Genomic DNA, 16,879 nt, shown 5'->3' with positions numbered 1-16,879 from the left:
CACAAATAAAAAAATAGACTTACGTTCGAGTTGCGTGAAAGAGAAATTGCAAGAATAACCCATAGGGTGGTAATATATTGTTTGATTTTCCCATATTTAGATTTGGAGGTCACACAAAAGTGAAGGGAATATTTTTAGTTGTTCAGCTTGGATTTTCTATTATGGTATTTCTGTTTTTAGCCGCTGTTAATTGGTATCAAGGAAGCGAGCTTGTTTCAGATCGATTTGATTGGAACTATACTGCTAAAATCTCAAAACTGCTTAATGGAATGGATACCGTCAGCAGCCACAAACAAATTTCACAGCTTGATTTTTTCATCTACTCCGCTAAACACTACCCTGTCATGAGTACGTTAATGATCATCTCTTTCTTATATGTTCTGGCCGCTCTTTTTTTACTTATATACTCAGTCAAATGCAATAAGCAAGAGATTCATGTTAATAATCCCTGAGGTTTTCGGAACTTCTTGCTCAATCTTCCGTATATCCTAATAGGAGGGATCAAATGATGAAAGAATATGAATTCGTAAGAGTTGAGCTGAGTACGATGAGAAGAAGGCCTAAAGAAGACTACCAGCAAATCATCCATGATTATGCAAAAAGAGGCTGGAGATTCGTTCAGATTTTCGCGCCCAGTATAGATGGGTATGGGGCAGCTGCTTATTTTGAAATCATATTTGAAAGGGATGCGGAAAAAGCTTAATCGATACGACTAAGCTTTTTCGTTTACCCTATATCTGCAATCTATACAATTTCTGCAAATCCGGCATCACATGATTTGGCTAAATCTTGCGGCGCCAACTTTATCTGCATACCGATTTTCCCTGCACTGACAATGATAAAATCAAGCGTTTCTGCAGATGCGTCAATATAGGTCGGGAACAATTTTTTCATGCCAATGGGTGAACAGCCGCCGCGAAGATAGCCAGTTACCCCTAATAGCTCCTTCATTGCAATCATCTCTATTTTCTTTTCCCCTGTCACCTTTGCTGCCTTTTTTACATCTAACTCTTCTGCTACAGGTACAACAAAGACATAATATTGATTAGTTCCTGCTGCTGCCACCAATGTTTTATATACATACTCCAAAGGATAACCGATTTTCTCCGAAACAGAGATGCCATCTACAGGCTGGCCGTCTGTTTTATACCCTAATAACTCATAAGAAATGTTCTGCTGTTCAATTAGACGAACCGCATTTGTTTTTGCCATTTTTTTCGCCATCGTTTTCACCCGCTATCAAAATAAATGTAATCTTCTTTTTTGCAGTTAATATGTAAATTCTATCATCCTAACCTGCATTTTCAAGGTTACTAGCATTGAATCAACGAAAGGACAAATTGATTAACCTGGATTCCTATAGCTCATTATTAATCAACATGAAACAAAACAGGAATGAACGAATGACAACCACATACAATTTGTATGAATGTAAAAATAAGGAGTGGTTGCTTTGTATCATTACTTGTATGGTCCTGCGTTAATTCCTTACTTTTCACATACTCATACACCTCAAAGAAATCCAGACTTTTCAGAAAGACAGCGAAGAAGAGAAATCACATTGACTGTAGACGGCATTATCCCCCCATCTTCCTCCGAGGATCTCGGCGACGGCTTTTATTCTTATGCATGGACGAACCAGCAGGTCATCAATCCAGGCGAATACCTAGTTTGTCATCTTGAAGGAAGGGATATCAATGTGGTAAATGGCGGGTTCACTCCGCGGGATACTGCTCCATTGTATGCGGTAGCAAGCTTTCCAAGACGAAGAAACCAATGGGTCATTATCATTCATAATCCTGTTCAAACCCAAAGAGCCCTATCGCTTTATTTGATTGCGAAAAGGTAGCACAACATGTTATCAGAAACCCTGCATTCAGCACAGAAAAACGGGTAGGAACACTTTGACCTCAGCGTTTTCCTACCCATTTTGGTTTGGGCTAGCTCTCACCTATCAATCCCCCTCAAGTTCCTCATCTTTTTCTACTGCCAAGGTACCAGAAAAAATTGTTATATGTTATCATTATTCCCAGTAAAAAGAAAAGAGGATTAGATATATGGTTCTCCTTGAAACGAATCGATTACGATTACAAACGATTGATATTCCACTTCTTGACGCAGCGTCTAAACAAGATCATCAGGCGATCAAAGACTTAGGATATGAAACAAATGGTGAATGGCCAAATTCTGATTTTTTTGAAGCGATACCTTATTTCCGTGAAATTTTAGTGAAAAACAATGGAACAAACGGATTTGATTCATGGATTATTGTAAAGAAGGACAGTCATGAAATTGTTGGAGGAACTGGATTTTTAGGTGACCCAGACGAGAATGGCGTAATTGAAATCGGTTTTGCGACAAATAAAAGTCATCGCCGCAAAGGTTATTGTGTGGAAGCCTGCCAAGAACTAATAAACTGGGCATTAAGCCAAGAAGCAGTGAACCGGATTACCGCAAGATGTGAACATGATAATCTAGGATCACAAAAAACTTTGGAGAAGCTAGGGTTCACATTGGATCATAAATCAGCGGATTATATGCATTGGATATATGTTACAAAGTAGAGGCGTAATTACAAAAGCAGGCTCAGTGCCTGCTTTTGCTGGATTATTTACCTCTGTGCTTCTTTTTCGCTTTTTGCTTTTTGAGCATATACCTCTGCTCTTTTACATGTTCTCGTTGTTCTTTCGTTATTTGTTTTTTCTTTTGCTTTCTTGCATCAAGCTCTAGTTTTATTGCCTCTTGAGCTTTTGAAGTTACTCCGGAATTTTTCATTTCTTTTGATACCTGACGCTGCAATCTTTTTGGATTGATCTTTTTCTGACGTCTGCCTTGTAAACGAACTCCTTCCTGCTCTGTTTGGGCCATCATATTCAAGAGTTGGTTATGAACAAACGCCAGCACTTCAGAATCCTTCGGCTCTTTGCCAAAAAGATGACGAAAGGCTCTTAGCTTTCCATTGTTCACAGTTTCAACAACGCCTACCCAAAACTGACCATCATAGTAAACCGTTAATTTCATAACGATTCCCTCCTCATAAAAGATACGAAAGAATGATGGACATCCCGAGGAGGGGAAGGTTACTGACATGATCAATCATGCATCCGGACTACCAACCGAATCGTGTTTTTTCATTCTTTACCATATACAGAAAATAGTGTAGCATTTCTTCTCCGACTATTAAACTCTTATTTGATTTAGATCATCGCTGGAGAATAGGCGTCTTCACTTGCAAATGTATTTCTCAAGCCCTGCCATGTTACAGATGGGATACGATACATTCGGCATACCCTTCGAGTTTAAATTCTCCAAAACCATGAGGCAGCAACATATGATCTCCTTTTATGAAGGGATAGACATACTCACCAGAGATCATACGGCCCTCCCCTTCAATCACACTGATAAGAAGGAATGGTTTTTGCTGCTTTAAGCTTGCTGATCCTGATAAGTTCCATTTCCCCACCGAAAAGTAAGCGCATTCAACGAATGTCGTTGTAAGCAAGTCCTCAATTTGTTCATGATGAACCGTTTGCCGCTCTGGAATAGACGGGATCTCTATCACTTCGATGCTCTTTTCCAGGTGAAGCTCGCGTAGCTTGCCTTCTTCATCTTTTCGGTCATAATCATATAATCTGTAGGTTGTGTCTGAATTCTGCTGCGTCTCTAAAGCCAGAATCCCTTTTCCAATCGCATGAACAGTGCCGCTTGGCACATAGAAAAAGTCCCCCGGCTTTACCTTTACTCGGCGCAAGAGTTCATCCCATTCTCCACGCTCTATCATGACAGTTAGTTCTTCCTTTGTTTTTGCATTGTGGCCGTAAATAATCTCTGCATCTTTTTCGCAATCAATAATGTACCAGCATTCAGTTTTTCCAAGCTCACCGTTTTCATGTATTTTGGCAAATTCATCATTGGGATGCACCTGAACAGATAAGTCTTGGTCAGCATCTAATATTTTTGTAAGCAGAGGAAAACGGTCCCCTTCAAGCTGTCCAAATAAATGTCTGTGATGTTCCCATAATTCGCTGAGCGTGAGCCCCTTATACATTCCGTTTTGAACAACGCTTTGACCGTTTTGATGCGCGGCAAAAGCCCAGCACTCCCCTGTTCGTTGTGACGGAATGGTATAGCCAAAATCAGCTAAAGCGGTTCCGCCCCAAATTCTTTCTTTGAAAACAGGCTTGAAAAATAACGGTTCAATCGTCATGAAAATCCCCCCGCTTTATTCGATTTCTTCCAGCAGTTTGTATGCCTCTTCTGTTGTTTGCACAGAGAGCAGTCGCTTCCTATAATTGTCATCCATTAGCTTTCGAGATAGCATCTGCAATATTTTCAGATGCTGGTTCCCTCCGCTTTCTTTTGGTACAGCAATCATAAAGATTAATTTAGCTTCTGATCCATCCAGGCTGTTCCAGTCAACGCCTGATCGTTTGATTCCAAAGGCAACACTTGGCTCCCTGACCGCCTCAGACTTTCCGTGCGGAATAGCAATATTCATGCCAATCGCCGTTGTTCCCTGTTGTTCACGATTCAAAATGGATTGTTTAAACCCGCTCTCTGAAAGCAGCGCACCTCTGCGGGACAATTTTTGAATCATTTCCTCAATGATGTCATCCCTGGTTTCACCCGATAAATTTGGTTCAATTAATTCCGGGCTGATAATGTCTGTCAATTTTTTTATCTCCGCCATCTCAGCTTTTGGGCTTTCGACTTGAATTGGCTGCTTTATTTCGTTTGCTGCCGCAGCTTCACTTGGCGCAGAGGACGGTACAGTTTCACTGAGCACAGGAGATGCCGTAATATCTTTTTTTAGGACATTGACGAACAGAGCGGTGACAAGGGAACCTGCAATCACAGCAATAAAAAACATCAAGACATGATCAACTGCGCCAAGCACTGCAACAATAGGTCCGCCGTGTGCCACTCTGTCTCCCACATTGCCAATCATGGCTATCACAGAACCTGTCATTGAGCCTGCCATAATACTTGGAATGACGCGCAGAGGGTCCTGCGCCGCAAATGGAATCGCTCCTTCAGTAATACCGAAGAGCCCCATCGTAAATGCCGCTTTCCCCATTTCTCTTTGGGATGTCTCGAATTTTCTTTTTCCTAAAAACGTCGCAATGCCAAGGCCAATCGGCGGGATACAAATGGCGACAGCAATTGGTCCCATAATTTCATAATTTCCTTCTCCAATCATTGCCGATCCAAACAAAAATGCGACCTTATTTACGGGACCGCCCATATCAAATGAGATCATCGCACCTAAAATCAATGCCAGAAGGATCGAGCTCGAGCCTTTCATTCCCGCCAGCCAAACCGTTAATGAGGCGAAAATTTGAGCTACAGGCGCACCGATCAAAAATACAAACGCTAAACCTACAATCAGAGATGCAAATACCGGAATAATAATAATCGGCATAATCGGCTGGATGGCTTTTGGCACCTTTACTTTTTTTATCCATAGTGCAGCATATCCCGCCAAAAATCCGGCAATGATTCCCCCAAGGAATCCGGCGCCGCTTGCGCTGTCATAAAAACTGCCAGTCGCCGCAATATATCCGCCGATCATCCCTGGCACAAGACCCGGTTTATCAGCGATGCTATAGGCGATATAGCCGGCTAAAATCGGAATCATAAATGAAAATGAAGCACTGCCGATCTGTTCAATCGTTTTCCAGAAGGAGTCATCCGGAATAACTAAGCCTTTAGGTGTTTTCTCCCCTCCAAGCGTTAATGCAACCGCTATCAATAATCCGCCGACGACAATGAAAGGAACCATAAATGAAACGCCGTTCATTAAATGACGGTAAATAGGATTTTGCTTCTTCTCCTGGTGATTGCCAGATTCCGATTTTGCAGCGGAACGATAGACCGGTATATCCCCGTTAAGAGCGGTTTGAATCAATTCTTCCGGTTTGCGGATGCCGTCCTGTACCCCGACAGACAGCAGTTTTTTGCCTATAAACCGGTCTTTGTTTACCGAGCGGTCTGCAGCAATAATGATTGCGTCCGCTTCGCGAATTTCCTCTTCGGTTAGCTTATTTTCGACACCAATTCCCCCCTGGGTCTCAACTTTGATGCTGACGCCCATTCTGTCAGCAGCTTTTTGCAGATTTTCCGCTGCCATATACGTATGGGCGATTCCGTTCGGACAAGAAGTAATCGCTAACAGTTTCATAGGAAACCTCCTTTAAAGTGTGAATAATAAGATCTTGTCTCAACTGTATACCGAAATCAGCACTTAAAAATCGCTTTTTTTACCATAGGTTCCGGAAATAAAGGCATTTTTCCCTATAACAAAAAAAAGCAAGGAATAATCCCTGCTTTTCAATAATCCAAATGAGATAAAAATGACATGACATTGGTTTCTTTCGTCAGCTTTTGGACAAAGACCGGCTGCTCGCTAAGATATGAGAGCTCGCTAAACAGCTGCTTTGTCATGGTTTGATCCTCGTGTTTGACAGCCAGCATAAAGACAAGCGAAACTTTTTCATTTCCCCATTCAAGCGGCTCCTTTAATGTGGCAATCGCGATTGCTGATTGTTTAATAAATTTAGCATTCGCATGAGGAATGGCAATGCCTGACCCAATGTTTGTCGCCGACATTTTTTCCCTCATCACCGCATGAACAGCATAGTCCTTTTCAACATAGCCTTTCTCAAACAAAGCTGTCGCCAGCTGTTCAATTAACTTGTAACGATGCTCCGCCTCCTGCTGCAAAAAAACCAAAAAAGGAGTCGTATTGTTCAGCATCTGAAACGTTTTTTGTTTTTGGCGGTGTGGTTCGCCCAGTTGACGTATAAATGCACTTAATTTCTTCTCTTCGCCTGGTTCTAAAAGCGGAGACACTACAATATGGGGGACCGTTATATTCTCCAGCGCAATGGTGGATATGACAAGATCGATATCCTCATGCTTTTTGATATAATCCTTTAAATCGGCCTTTGCAATACATGCCATTACAGCGATTTGGTGATATTTCCGTTCAATTTTCGTCCGCAGCAATTGTGACATCCCGATTCCCATGTGGCAGACGACGATCGCCTTTTTATGTGCCTCGCTGCTGCACTGCATCCGTTCGATGGCTGCTTGAAAATGCAGTGTCAAATATGCTGCCTCTTCCTCAGGAATATGAAGATCAAAAGTTTGATTGATATCTTCCAAAACGTCAATGATAAGATGAAACAAATAAGGATACATCTTTTTAATATCATTCAGCATAGGATTTGATACTGAAAGATCGTAGCTCAGCCGCTGTAACACTGTATTGAGATGAATGTTCAAACCATTGATCAAATCCAGGTCTTTATGAAAATCCATCATTTTCAGCTCTGAAACACGATTGATTAAATGCTCTACAACCTTAGGAAGCACAGCATTTTCAAAGTTTTCTTCTTTCTGTAATGGATAACGAACTTTACCGCCCAATATATGTAATGTTAAATACACGGCTTCTTCTTCTGGAAAACGGATTGCAAAAACCGGTTCAAGCCGTTGTAAACAAGCAAATGTCCATTGATATTCTTTCTTCTTTTTTACTGCCGCCATTTCTTTCGGGGACAAAGAGATTGGCTGCTTCATTTTGATGCGGCGGACCATTAATAATGTATGCAGCAGCAAACTCTCAAACGTTTCATCTGTGAAATAGAGAGAATGCTTTTTTTGCAATGATTTGATTTCTCTCGTCACAAAATCTACTTCATAATGTAAAAACTTACTTTTAATAAATTGGCTCGTAAACTCTGTATTGTGAATCAAATCAGATATTCTTGCCAATGCCTTTCTTTTATTTCTTTCGTTCCCTTCAACCTTTAATCCAAGCCTCTGCCTAGAAACGAGCGTGAGATCAAAACGCTTCAGCCACTCTTCTACTGCGTATAAATCCTTTTTAATGGCAGATCGATTGACAAAATGCCGAGCGGCAATTTCTTTTGCGGAAACAGGCTTCGGATTCATTAATAAGTCATAAGCAATTTGCAGCATTCTTTCTTCATCGCTCCGCTGCCTAGAAGAAAAATGATCAGTATGTAATTGTTGGCTTAGCCAGGTTCTTTCCTGTTCTTCTATATGTAAATAAACGCCCAACCCTGGTTTTCGAATAAGCTGTGCATGAGAATGCTCATTGAGATAATCCTCGATCACTTTCAAATCATTCCGGATTGTTTTTTCAGAACACTGTACCCTATCTGCGAAATCTTGCACAACTAAATAGTCATCAGGTTCAGATAACAACAGATACAAAATCTCTTTTTGTCTTGAATTTATGTATTCCATCTGTTTTTCTATCCTTCCTGTCAGTATCCACTTGAGCAAATTCATAGTATAAGTATACTATATAAGAAACCGTTTACATTATAAAATAAAATCATAGAGACAAAAGTTTTGTTTTTTACCGAAGCTTCCGGAAAAAAGGGATTTTATGATTTTGAGTTAACTGCTAGAAGCGACCTGATTCTGTGATGTGATAGTGTCAGCTTAGTATACGAAATAAAAAACGGACACCAACCAAAGCACAGCGTTCTCTGTCCAGTGATCAGTATCCGCAGACCTTCCATCTCGGGCATTTTTTTACGGCCCGGTTCCACAGTCTACTTTGTATTTACCGTTTGATGCTTTTTTTGAATAGCATAAGTGAGGCGTTTGTCCCGTTTCACCTTTCCAATCTAGCCAATTTACATCATAAAGATTCCCAGATTCATTGTCACCTTCTTTTTGGAGAACTGCAAAGTAGCTTTGGTAGGGATATCCTCTTTTATAAATTTCGTGTCTGATTGCTCCTTTTTCAGAAGCAGCTGTAAAAACAACAGGAGATAGAACTGGTAGTGCTATCAATATAACTATAAGTGCTGCTACAAGAGAAAGGATAATTTGGGTTTTCTTTTTCATTTTTTTCTCCAAGCTTTTATTATGAATAATATGTATTTAATTCTCCGCATGATATTGTTGGCGGAGTTGTACAACAATCCGCCAACAACTTTCCGATTCTTAGTTTTTGAGTGTCTCTTTTGAAGACGCCTTTTTAATCATTCACATTGCTTTTCATTAACCATTCTACTTCCGTTAATTCTTGTTTTTGAACGTCTATTGTGTGTTTTTTCGTAAAATGGGTTTTCATAGCTTCTTCGTTTTCCCATATCTCCCAAAGCATTATTTTACGTTCTGATGGCTCAAGCGGATAAGCATGGAATTTGATACATCCCTCTTCTTTGTTCGTTTCTTCCTCAAGTTTTTTGAATTCCTTCATTATCTCATTAAGGTCTTTATTACTGATGATTTTTAAACATGCCGTTATGTAATGCATCGAAAATCCCCCTCCTATCATTTTATGGCTTTTCATTATAACATTTTCTTGAAAAATGCAGATGCCATTTATAAATCATTAAACGACTTCAAGTGCCTTTTAGATCAGCCTCCCTAAATTCTAAAGCAAGCTAAAGAGTTCGTATCAGACAATACGGTCCTTATTTATGTTTATTCTGACTTTTTTTAGTCTAAATAGATGGACTTTTCAAAAAAATAATTCTATTAGAGGGTGTCCTTAGTGATATAATATTAAATATATGTAAAAAAAAGGAGGTATTTGATTGTCTGTTTCGGATTTAATCCCATATCATTATGTAACTACAGACATTAATCATTGGTATGTTGTCATAAAACAGGGTCGAGTTGAGAAAGCAAAAGAAATGAAACAAAAAGTTGAAAAAGCATTCGATATGATGGAGAAAAATGAAAAAGTAGCAGTCTATCTCCAGCTATTAAAGCTGCGGCACGAAATAATGCTGTCGTATCTCGAACCTGACTCTGTTGAAAATATAGATGGTGTATATGCTGACCTCAAAAAGACAAGGGAAAATATGGCCCCTGAATCCCTCACGAATACAATAGAGTTCTATTATCATTTTTTTACCGGCATGTACCATTTTAGAACGAGAGATTTAGTTATTGCTTTAACATATTATCGCGAAGCCGAAAAATATCTTGATTTATTAGATGAAAACGCAAATACAGATAAGGCAGAGTTCTATTTTAAAGTGTCAGAAGTCTATTACTATATGAAAGAGACTCATTTCTCAATGAATTATGCTCAGCGAGCATACTCTATATTTAAAGAGCAAAAAGATGCTCAGGGGAACCTTACATATGGCAAAGAAATGGTCCAATGTCAGTTTGTTATCTTTGGGAACTGGCTAGATAAAATGTGTTATGAGGATGCTTTAGAAACAGCTGAAAAAGCCTTAAATGATGCTATAAAAATAGGGGAGCAACATTTAATTGGTTCAGCTCATTTTAACGTGGGATTATGCTATAATAACCTTGAAGAACTTGACAATGCTGAGAAACATTTTCAAATCGCCTATGAAATTCATAAGGATCGAAAACACATTTATGAGTCCAAAGCGATTTTTAATCTGGCATATGTCAAAGCAAAGAAAAATGATTTAAAGGCTGCATTAGAATTATACCAGGAAGGTCAGGAGGTTGCTGCCCGACACAACAACCAGGAAGTAACCGAGAAATTAAAACTGGTTAAAGGCCTTTATTTATCATTCGACTTACAAACACTTAGAGAAGTGTTCAAGTTCTTCGAAGAGAAAAACCTTTACGGTGATATGGAAGAATACGCTGTTGCTGTTGCTGATTTTTTGACCAACAAAGAAGACAGACATGATGCGGTCGATTTTTATCAAATGGCAATTGAAGCACGCAAACAAATTCAAAGGGGGAAGCATTTAAATGAAAAAATGTAAAATTGCAATTTGTTTAACGCTCTTGCTTGGCGTTGTTGGAGTATCTAGCGCTTCATACGCTCTTTCTGAGCAGTCCACTTATAAGGTCGCAGATAGAGCAGCAACTTAATATGATATTAAGAAATAACCCCATTTTGGACTTTAAAAGTGGGGTTTTTATTTTATATTCTCAACTCAATATTATTCCTGAGTTTTTATTTAAATCATATACTGCATTAATAAACCGACAGCCCCTACCCTTTATGTAACATTCTAACATTCCCAAAAATATGTATGTCTGCAAAAAACCGCAAACTTTTTCATGACTCCTTCTATCAGACTCTTTGCAACAACTCCACAATCATATGTAGCTTCTGAAAATAACATGAATAATGACACTTGAAATCTACATCCGCTTATAGATTACACTAAGACTAAAGCCTATAAAAGAAAGGTTGATGGGTTTGAACTTATATTTAGTAACAGCCCTTGTCATATCAGTATTATTAAACGTAATTTTATGTATTCAGCTAGGAAAATTCAGAACAAGTCGATTTTCCAAGTGGAAAGAAAGCACAGGAATTAACACTCCATTTGCTGCGTTAGTCTGGGCTTTCCTTGCTATAACAATTGTTTTGAGTCTTATAGGTTTACTGGCTGGTGTAAGTGATTTATAAATATTGTGATCATTGTAAAAAAAGCATAACAACATTTTTTTCTTTTGTTATAAAGCCCGCCTTTTATGAGACGGGCTCTTTTTGCATGGTAATTTGCTTTTATCGCAGTAGACCCCACAAATGACTCAACGAGGGCTGAATTTAAAACAATACCAGCCATTAAAACCTACAAAACCTACAATGGATTCAACTTATAACGTGTTCTTCTTTGTTAAAATAATAACTGGATAAGGTTCTTATACCATTAGACATATTACGGATTGCTTAATTTTTATATAACTGTTGGAAACGGTTTTTCAGCCTGCGATAATTAAATAAGAGGTGAAATCAATGAATGGTATAGAATTTTTAGAGTCCGTGTCGCAACTGGGACAAATAATTTTATTGTTCTCCGGCTACGCCCTTTACTGGAAATTAGGTAAAATAAAAAAAGAACGGAAACTTACAAAATATGAAACTTTTCTTAGATTCTTTGTAACGTTCGGCATATTTGCATGGGCACTTTCGTTTCTTGCTTTGCATTTGTGGTAACAATCTTCTGTCGATACTTCATTAATTATATCGAATTTTTTTAATCATTAATTAAACTCCCTTTTTATTAAAAAACGGAAGAGTATCACTTTTTTTGACTGTGTAAATGCCCCCAGAAGCTTTAGACGCAGATGATAACAGTTTAGATTTTGTCTCTCCTCCCAGCACCTTCAATTCTGACTCAATGGCTGACTTAACTTGGTTTCATCTGCCCTCAGCTAAAATGCGGTGCAGGCAATACTTTCCGCTCCAGTTCTGATGTGTACGGACACGATCAAGTTTTTCCCCAGCCGCACTCTTTAAGCAGCTACGCTACAAACTTGATAGCTAGCTTTTCAGCAGTGTAGTATTCAGCGCATCCTGACTTGCTATAACAATACCAACACCAATCAAATTACGGTTCCCGGGACCATTCGAGCTTGGCCTATCACCAATTGCTTAACAACACAATAAATAAGAACAAAGACCTAGACCGAATTAATCATTTTCCACTTTCGAAATACGTATATGTCTTTTTCTTCTTTCTTCCATGGTAATATCTTGGTTAGGAATTCCGATGAAAGGATATGAACATGAAAGTATTTGAAGCTAAAACGTTGCTTTCCGAAGCAGATAAACGCGCAAAGGAATACAAAGAATTAAGAAGTCAGATGGTCAATCTCAAGAAGGCCTTTAAAGCCGTAGCTGATTTAGATGACAGTGAGTTTTCCGGCAAAGGCGCCGACAACATTAAAGCATTTTATCAAGACCACGCAGGTGTAGCTGACAATTGGATTGACTTACTTGATATGAAAATTGCTTTCTTGACAAGCATTTCAGGCACTCTAGAGGACGCCAGCTTATCTGATGCATATATAGAAGAATCCTTCTTAGAACACGAACTGGCCAACGCCTACACAAAATCAAAATCCATAATGTCTGAACAAAAGAAAGCGATGAAAGATATCTTACATGATATCGATGACATCCTCCCACTTGATTTGTTCTCGACAGAAAACTTCAAAGACGAACTCGCCAATGCGGAGGCCAAGCGCAAAAAAACAGTCGACAAACTAGGTAGCGTGGACGAAGCACTTGTTACTGAATATGCCCAGTCAGAGCCAAACGAGCAATTCATCAGGAAGGACTTCCAAAAGCTTGAGGAATCCACAGGCAAAGGGAAGAACGCCACACCCATTCACTACAACGCCAAGGCGTACCGTGAAAGTGACATACATAAGAAAAAAGGCGATATTGAGAAACAGACTGAAGCTTATTTGAAGATCAAGAAAGATGAAGCGAAAGAACGAGAAATCAAAGATTTAAAGAAGAAGCTAGCTGACGGAGTGACGGATCCGGATGAATACTTAAAAATTGCCAAGAAGGTCGGCTATGAGAATCTTACCCCTGAACAGCTTGAATTTGTTTCATTTCTTGAACAGCGTAAAGCTTTCATGGATAACGGAAAAGAAGTGTTGCAAATCATAGGTGATGGCGCCAAGGGTGCGATTGTTGGTATATACGATCTTGCCAAGGATACCGGTGAAGGAGCCATTCAATTTGGATGGAATATCGGTTGGACGATTGATAACTTAAACAAGGATCCTCAAAAAGTGCTGGATACCGTTTTGGAATACGACTATCAAGCTGCCTTTCAAAGTATGGTTGACACATTGAAGGATAATTGGGATACAAAAATGATTCACGGGGATGCATACACACGGCTGCACTATGTTACTTATTTGGGCGGAAGTCTTCTGTTATTGAAAGGTGGAAAGTCCTCTGTCTCAACAGGCTCGAAGGATCTTGCTAAAGTTGGGAAAACAGCTAGTGATACAATTAAGAAAGGTGGAAAGTCTGTAAAACAGTTTGTCAAATCTCCTGTTAACCGGTATACTCCTGCATTAGAAGGAATCCTTCAAGATGCTGAGAATACCATTAATGTGAAAAATACTCCGCTGCTAAAAAGTATTGCGGAAGATAAAAAAGAGAGTGTTCTCAGAAGATCTGAAAGTTCTAACAACATGGGTACAGGTAATGTCAAACAAGGTGATAGTACCCCTCTCGCACCTGGCGGTGGATTAGCTGCTCATGAAGCAAAAGGCGGGCATCTTATTGAAAGACACGTTGGGAAGACCGACGAAGAATTAATAGAAAGACTGAGAACTGATCCTAACCCACATATTACAGCTTCATCTACTTTTAAAGATAGGGCTACCGCTGAGAGAATTGCTAATTCAGTCTTAAACGATCCAAAAAATATAAAGAAAATCGAAAATTGGATTGATGATCCTAAAAAGCCTAAATTAATGTTAAAATACAAGGGCGATGGAGAAATAATCGGCAGAAGTGTAACAAGAAATTCAGAACTAGTAGAAAACGTTACAAACGCAAAAATTATACTCAAAAAAGATAACAACGGTAACTTTATTCTTACAGGATATCCAACCAAATAGAAAGAGAGGAAGTATCATGGATGAAAGTTATGATTTCTTAGACGAATTAGAAAATTTTTTAGGTGCAACATTTCATCAAGATATCAGATCCCCTGAACACGCATTAGACGAATTTATTGAGGAAATTAGTAAAGAAGGTTTGCTATTTACAGTTAAGTTTTGCGAAGAGTTTCTAAATAGCGATCTAACTAAAGAAAAAAAGGAAGACATTATAAAGTGTAATGCAGAAATATATTTTCCGACAATTGGATTACCACCTATAGAATGGTTGAAAAGTGTAATAGAAAAACTAAAAAAAGCTATTTAAAAGAAACACTGAAAGGCCCCCATTTTAAGAGGGCCTTTTTATATTACTTCAATTTCGCTTTTGTAGCTGGTTCATAATAGCCATCGATACCTGAGGAAAATACTATTAGCTATCTAGAAAATCAGTGAAGTATTTGAAAATTTAGCTGAAAGTTTACAAAGTAAAGAACTTATTAATTGTTTAAGAAAATTAGATGAAAAATACCCTGACTTAGAAATGACAAATGATATTGATATAGCAGAAAGTTATATAGAATAAGATACGCACCATTTCTCAGATTTGAAATTAACATTTCTTGGTGGTGATAAGTAATGATTGAAATCGAAATATCTGCAACCTGTATTTCAATTTCTAGGAGGTATATTTCATCAAGATATAGAAGCTCCAGAGTCAGCACTGGACGAATACTTAGAAGAGATTCCAAAAGAAGAGCAAGAAACTGATATAGCTGCATTGAAAGATTTTCGGATGAAGAAAAGAATGATTTTATCGATGAAGCTGCTGACGGAGTGGACATTCTTAGTTACGGCGTATCTCCAATCATATGGCTCGAACAAGTTATTCAAAAAATCTAAAAGAATATTGAAACTTTATAATCCATTAAACTAGCATAGAAACAGAGCTGATTTTAATTCACTTCAAAATCAGCTTAAAAAACTTCCGCCCCCAATCCGTCCCCAACTCGATGAATGATGGCAAAATCAATAAATAAGCAAAATAAAAACCCTTGCGCAGCAAGGGTTTAAGCTATGATTCCGACTGGGCTCGAACCAGCGACCTCTACCCTGTCAAGGTAGCGCTCTCCCAGCTGAGCTACGGAATCATGATATGTATGTGTTGCTGGGTATGTTGTTGTCTTTCTGACAAGTTCTATTATATAACCTTCCCTTTTATTCGTCAACTGCTTTTTTAGAAAAACTTTTTTTCGGACTTGCTGTTCTGTTCCCCGGCTATTATAATATGTCTAAATTTTCTAATAACAGGGGTGATGGGGTTTTGCATTCTTTGATTTCTTCCGATGATGTTTGGGTATTGTGGGGGTTTATTGCGGTGTGGGCGGCAGTGAGCATCGGGCTGGAGCAGCGCTTTAAGTGGGCGTCCGCTGTGTCGGGCGCTATTATCGCGCTTGCAGGTGCTATGGTGTTTACAAATGTAGGACTGCTTCCTGTTGAGTCACCTGTATATGATACCGTATGGTCTTATGTAGTGCCGTTGGCGATCCCTCTTTTGCTGTTTCAGATCAATGTGCGGCAGATTTTTAAGGAAAGCAGGCGTTTGCTGTTTATTTTTTTGATTAGCTCCGCCGGCACTGTGCTTGGGAGCATTCTTGCTTTTTTTCTGCTCAAACAGCATATTCCTTATCTCGATAAAATCGGCGGGATGATCAGCGCCTCTTATATCGGCGGCGGGGTCAACTTTGCGGCGATGGCGGCAAAATTTGAGACGCCTGGTGAATATGTGTCAGCTACCGTTGTGGCTGATAACTTTATGATGGCACTTTTGTTTTTTATATTAATCAGCATTCCTGCACTCAAATGGTTTCAGCGGCACTATGCCATGCCGTTTGAGGAGAAAGTGAAAGCCAAAGGAAACAGCGAAAACAGTGCTGAAAGCTATTGGAAACGGAAGGGTATCTCCTTAAAGGATATTGCTTATAATGCCGGTGCTGCTTTTGCTCTTGTTTCGGTTAGTGTGAAGGTTTCCGGCTATTGTAAAAGCGTTTTTTCTCATCCTCTTTTGACCGGAACGCTTGGCGATCAGTATCTAATGCTTACGTCTTTAACTGTTCTTATCATTTTTCTTTTCCCGCGTTTTTTTGAAAGGCTCAATGGATCTCAAGAGCTTGGAACCTTTTTGATTTATTTGTTTTTTGTGGTGATTGGCATTCCTGCAGATCTGCGCTTAATCGTTACCAATGCGCCTCTTATTCTATTATTTGTGTTTATCATTGCGATCAGCAATTTAGCGGTTTCCTTAGCTGTCGGAAAATTGTTCCGCGTTCGGCTTGAAGAAATTCTGCTCGCCGTCAACGCTGCTGTCGGGGGACCGACGACTGCGGCTGCGATGGCAATTGCCAAGGGATGGCGGGAGCTTGTCGCTCCGATCATGCTTGTCGGTACGCTCGGCTACTTAATCGGCAACTATGTTGGCACTTTTATGGGAAATTGGTTTTCTTCCTTATAAAAAGGATATTTGCAT

Annotated in this window: 16 protein-coding genes, 1 tRNA gene and 2 pseudogenes; 10 read left to right on the top strand and 9 right to left on the bottom strand. The window is 39.3% G+C overall.

The features are described 5' to 3' along the window. Positions 1–119 precede the first annotated feature (119 nt). The gene (locus CDO84_RS05595) at positions 120–452 is read left to right on the top strand and encodes a YjdJ family protein (protein WP_014663588.1); all 333 of its coding nucleotides are present in this window, start codon (positions 120–122) and stop codon (positions 450–452) included. Positions 453–508: 56 nt separating this feature from the next. Beyond that, entirely contained in the window at positions 509–703 is a 195-nt protein-coding gene (locus tag CDO84_RS05590; protein WP_003232825.1) for a DUF4177 domain-containing protein, read from the top strand. A gap of 41 nt (positions 704–744) precedes the next feature. Here CDO84_RS05590 and ybaK read toward each other — a convergent pair whose 3' ends face one another. After that, positions 745–1,224, bottom strand: coding sequence for a Cys-tRNA(Pro) deacylase (gene ybaK / locus CDO84_RS05585; RefSeq protein ID WP_040083414.1), 480 nt, complete (start codon positions 1,222–1,224; stop codon positions 745–747). 229 nt (positions 1,225–1,453) lie between these two features. On the opposite strand from ybaK, the gene CDO84_RS05580 reads away from it, so the two are divergent. Continuing rightward, the gene (locus tag CDO84_RS05580; protein ID WP_040083415.1) at positions 1,454–1,849 is read left to right on the top strand and encodes a hypothetical protein; all 396 of its coding nucleotides are present in this window, start codon (positions 1,454–1,456) and stop codon (positions 1,847–1,849) included. Positions 1,850–2,057: 208 nt separating this feature from the next. Next, positions 2,058–2,564, top strand: a complete 507-nt coding sequence (locus CDO84_RS05575) for a GNAT family N-acetyltransferase (RefSeq protein WP_040083416.1) — start codon at positions 2,058–2,060, stop codon at positions 2,562–2,564. Between the two features lie 43 nt (positions 2,565–2,607). Here CDO84_RS05575 and CDO84_RS05570 read toward each other — a convergent pair whose 3' ends face one another. The 6 genes from CDO84_RS05570 to CDO84_RS05545 all read right to left on the bottom strand — a co-directional run bounded on the left by CDO84_RS05570 (position 2,608) and on the right by CDO84_RS05545 (position 9,340). Beyond that, entirely contained in the window at positions 2,608–3,090 is a 483-nt protein-coding gene (locus CDO84_RS05570) for a YjdF family protein (protein ID WP_082033019.1), read from the bottom strand. Between the two features lie 169 nt (positions 3,091–3,259). Further along, positions 3,260–4,207, bottom strand: a complete 948-nt coding sequence (manA, locus tag CDO84_RS05565; RefSeq protein WP_040083418.1) for a mannose-6-phosphate isomerase, class I — start codon at positions 4,205–4,207, stop codon at positions 3,260–3,262. Between the two features lie 15 nt (positions 4,208–4,222). Beyond that, entirely contained in the window at positions 4,223–6,181 is a 1,959-nt protein-coding gene (gene manP / locus CDO84_RS05560; protein ID WP_040083419.1) for a PTS mannose transporter subunit IIABC, read from the bottom strand. A gap of 149 nt (positions 6,182–6,330) precedes the next feature. Continuing rightward, on the bottom strand, positions 6,331–8,277 hold the full coding sequence (gene manR, locus CDO84_RS05555) for a mannose transport/utilization transcriptional regulator ManR (protein ID WP_040083420.1): 1,947 nt from the start codon (positions 8,275–8,277) through the stop codon (positions 6,331–6,333). Between the two features lie 294 nt (positions 8,278–8,571). Then, positions 8,572–8,889 carry a hypothetical protein gene (locus CDO84_RS05550; protein ID WP_040083421.1) on the bottom strand — a complete coding sequence of 106 codons (318 nt, stop codon included), beginning with the start codon at positions 8,887–8,889 and terminating at the stop codon, positions 8,572–8,574. Positions 8,890–9,022: 133 nt separating this feature from the next. After that, positions 9,023–9,340: a putative quinol monooxygenase gene (locus CDO84_RS05545; protein ID WP_082033020.1), complete on the bottom strand. Its 318-nt coding sequence runs from the start codon at positions 9,338–9,340 to the stop codon at positions 9,023–9,025. Positions 9,341–9,587: 247 nt separating this feature from the next. Here CDO84_RS05545 and CDO84_RS05540 point away from each other — a divergent pair, with 247 nt between their 5' ends. Together CDO84_RS05540 and CDO84_RS21650 are read left to right on the top strand one after the other, a co-directional pair. Beyond that, positions 9,588–10,751 (top strand): response regulator aspartate phosphatase, encoded by a 1,164-nt coding sequence (locus CDO84_RS05540; RefSeq protein WP_040083423.1) that lies wholly within the window; start codon positions 9,588–9,590, stop codon positions 10,749–10,751. 986 nt (positions 10,752–11,737) lie between these two features. Then, the gene (locus tag CDO84_RS21650) at positions 11,738–11,938 is read left to right on the top strand and encodes a hypothetical protein (protein ID WP_014663576.1); all 201 of its coding nucleotides are present in this window, start codon (positions 11,738–11,740) and stop codon (positions 11,936–11,938) included. A 78-nt stretch (positions 11,939–12,016) separates the two neighbouring features. Here the strand turns inward: CDO84_RS21650 and CDO84_RS21645 are convergent. Then, positions 12,017–12,355 (bottom strand): annotated as a pseudogene (locus CDO84_RS21645) (N-acetylmuramoyl-L-alanine amidase); the annotation flags it as partial. Between the two features lie 155 nt (positions 12,356–12,510). Between CDO84_RS21645 and CDO84_RS05525 the strand changes: the two are divergent. From CDO84_RS05525 to CDO84_RS05510, 3 genes and pseudogenes are all read left to right on the top strand, one after another. After that, positions 12,511–14,373: a ribonuclease YeeF family protein gene (locus CDO84_RS05525; protein ID WP_040083424.1), complete on the top strand. Its 1,863-nt coding sequence runs from the start codon at positions 12,511–12,513 to the stop codon at positions 14,371–14,373. 16 nt (positions 14,374–14,389) lie between these two features. After that, the gene (locus tag CDO84_RS05520; protein WP_014663573.1) at positions 14,390–14,680 is read left to right on the top strand and encodes a contact-dependent growth inhibition system immunity protein; all 291 of its coding nucleotides are present in this window, start codon (positions 14,390–14,392) and stop codon (positions 14,678–14,680) included. A gap of 311 nt (positions 14,681–14,991) precedes the next feature. Continuing rightward, positions 14,992–15,255, top strand: a pseudogene (locus tag CDO84_RS05510) (contact-dependent growth inhibition system immunity protein). Positions 15,256–15,430: 175 nt separating this feature from the next. Here CDO84_RS05510 and CDO84_RS05505 read toward each other — a convergent pair. Next, positions 15,431–15,503: transfer RNA gene (locus tag CDO84_RS05505), tRNA-Val, on the bottom strand. 173 nt (positions 15,504–15,676) lie between these two features. Between CDO84_RS05505 and CDO84_RS05500 the strand changes: the two genes are divergently transcribed. Further along, positions 15,677–16,864, top strand: coding sequence for a DUF819 family protein (locus CDO84_RS05500; protein ID WP_040083425.1), 1,188 nt, complete (start codon positions 15,677–15,679; stop codon positions 16,862–16,864). Positions 16,865–16,879: the final 15 nt, after the last annotated feature.

The organism is Bacillus sp. MD-5, assembly GCF_002201875.1.
Lineage (GTDB): Bacteria > Bacillota > Bacilli > Bacillales > Bacillaceae > Bacillus > Bacillus stercoris.
This window is presented reverse-complemented; position numbering and strand designations above follow the sequence as displayed.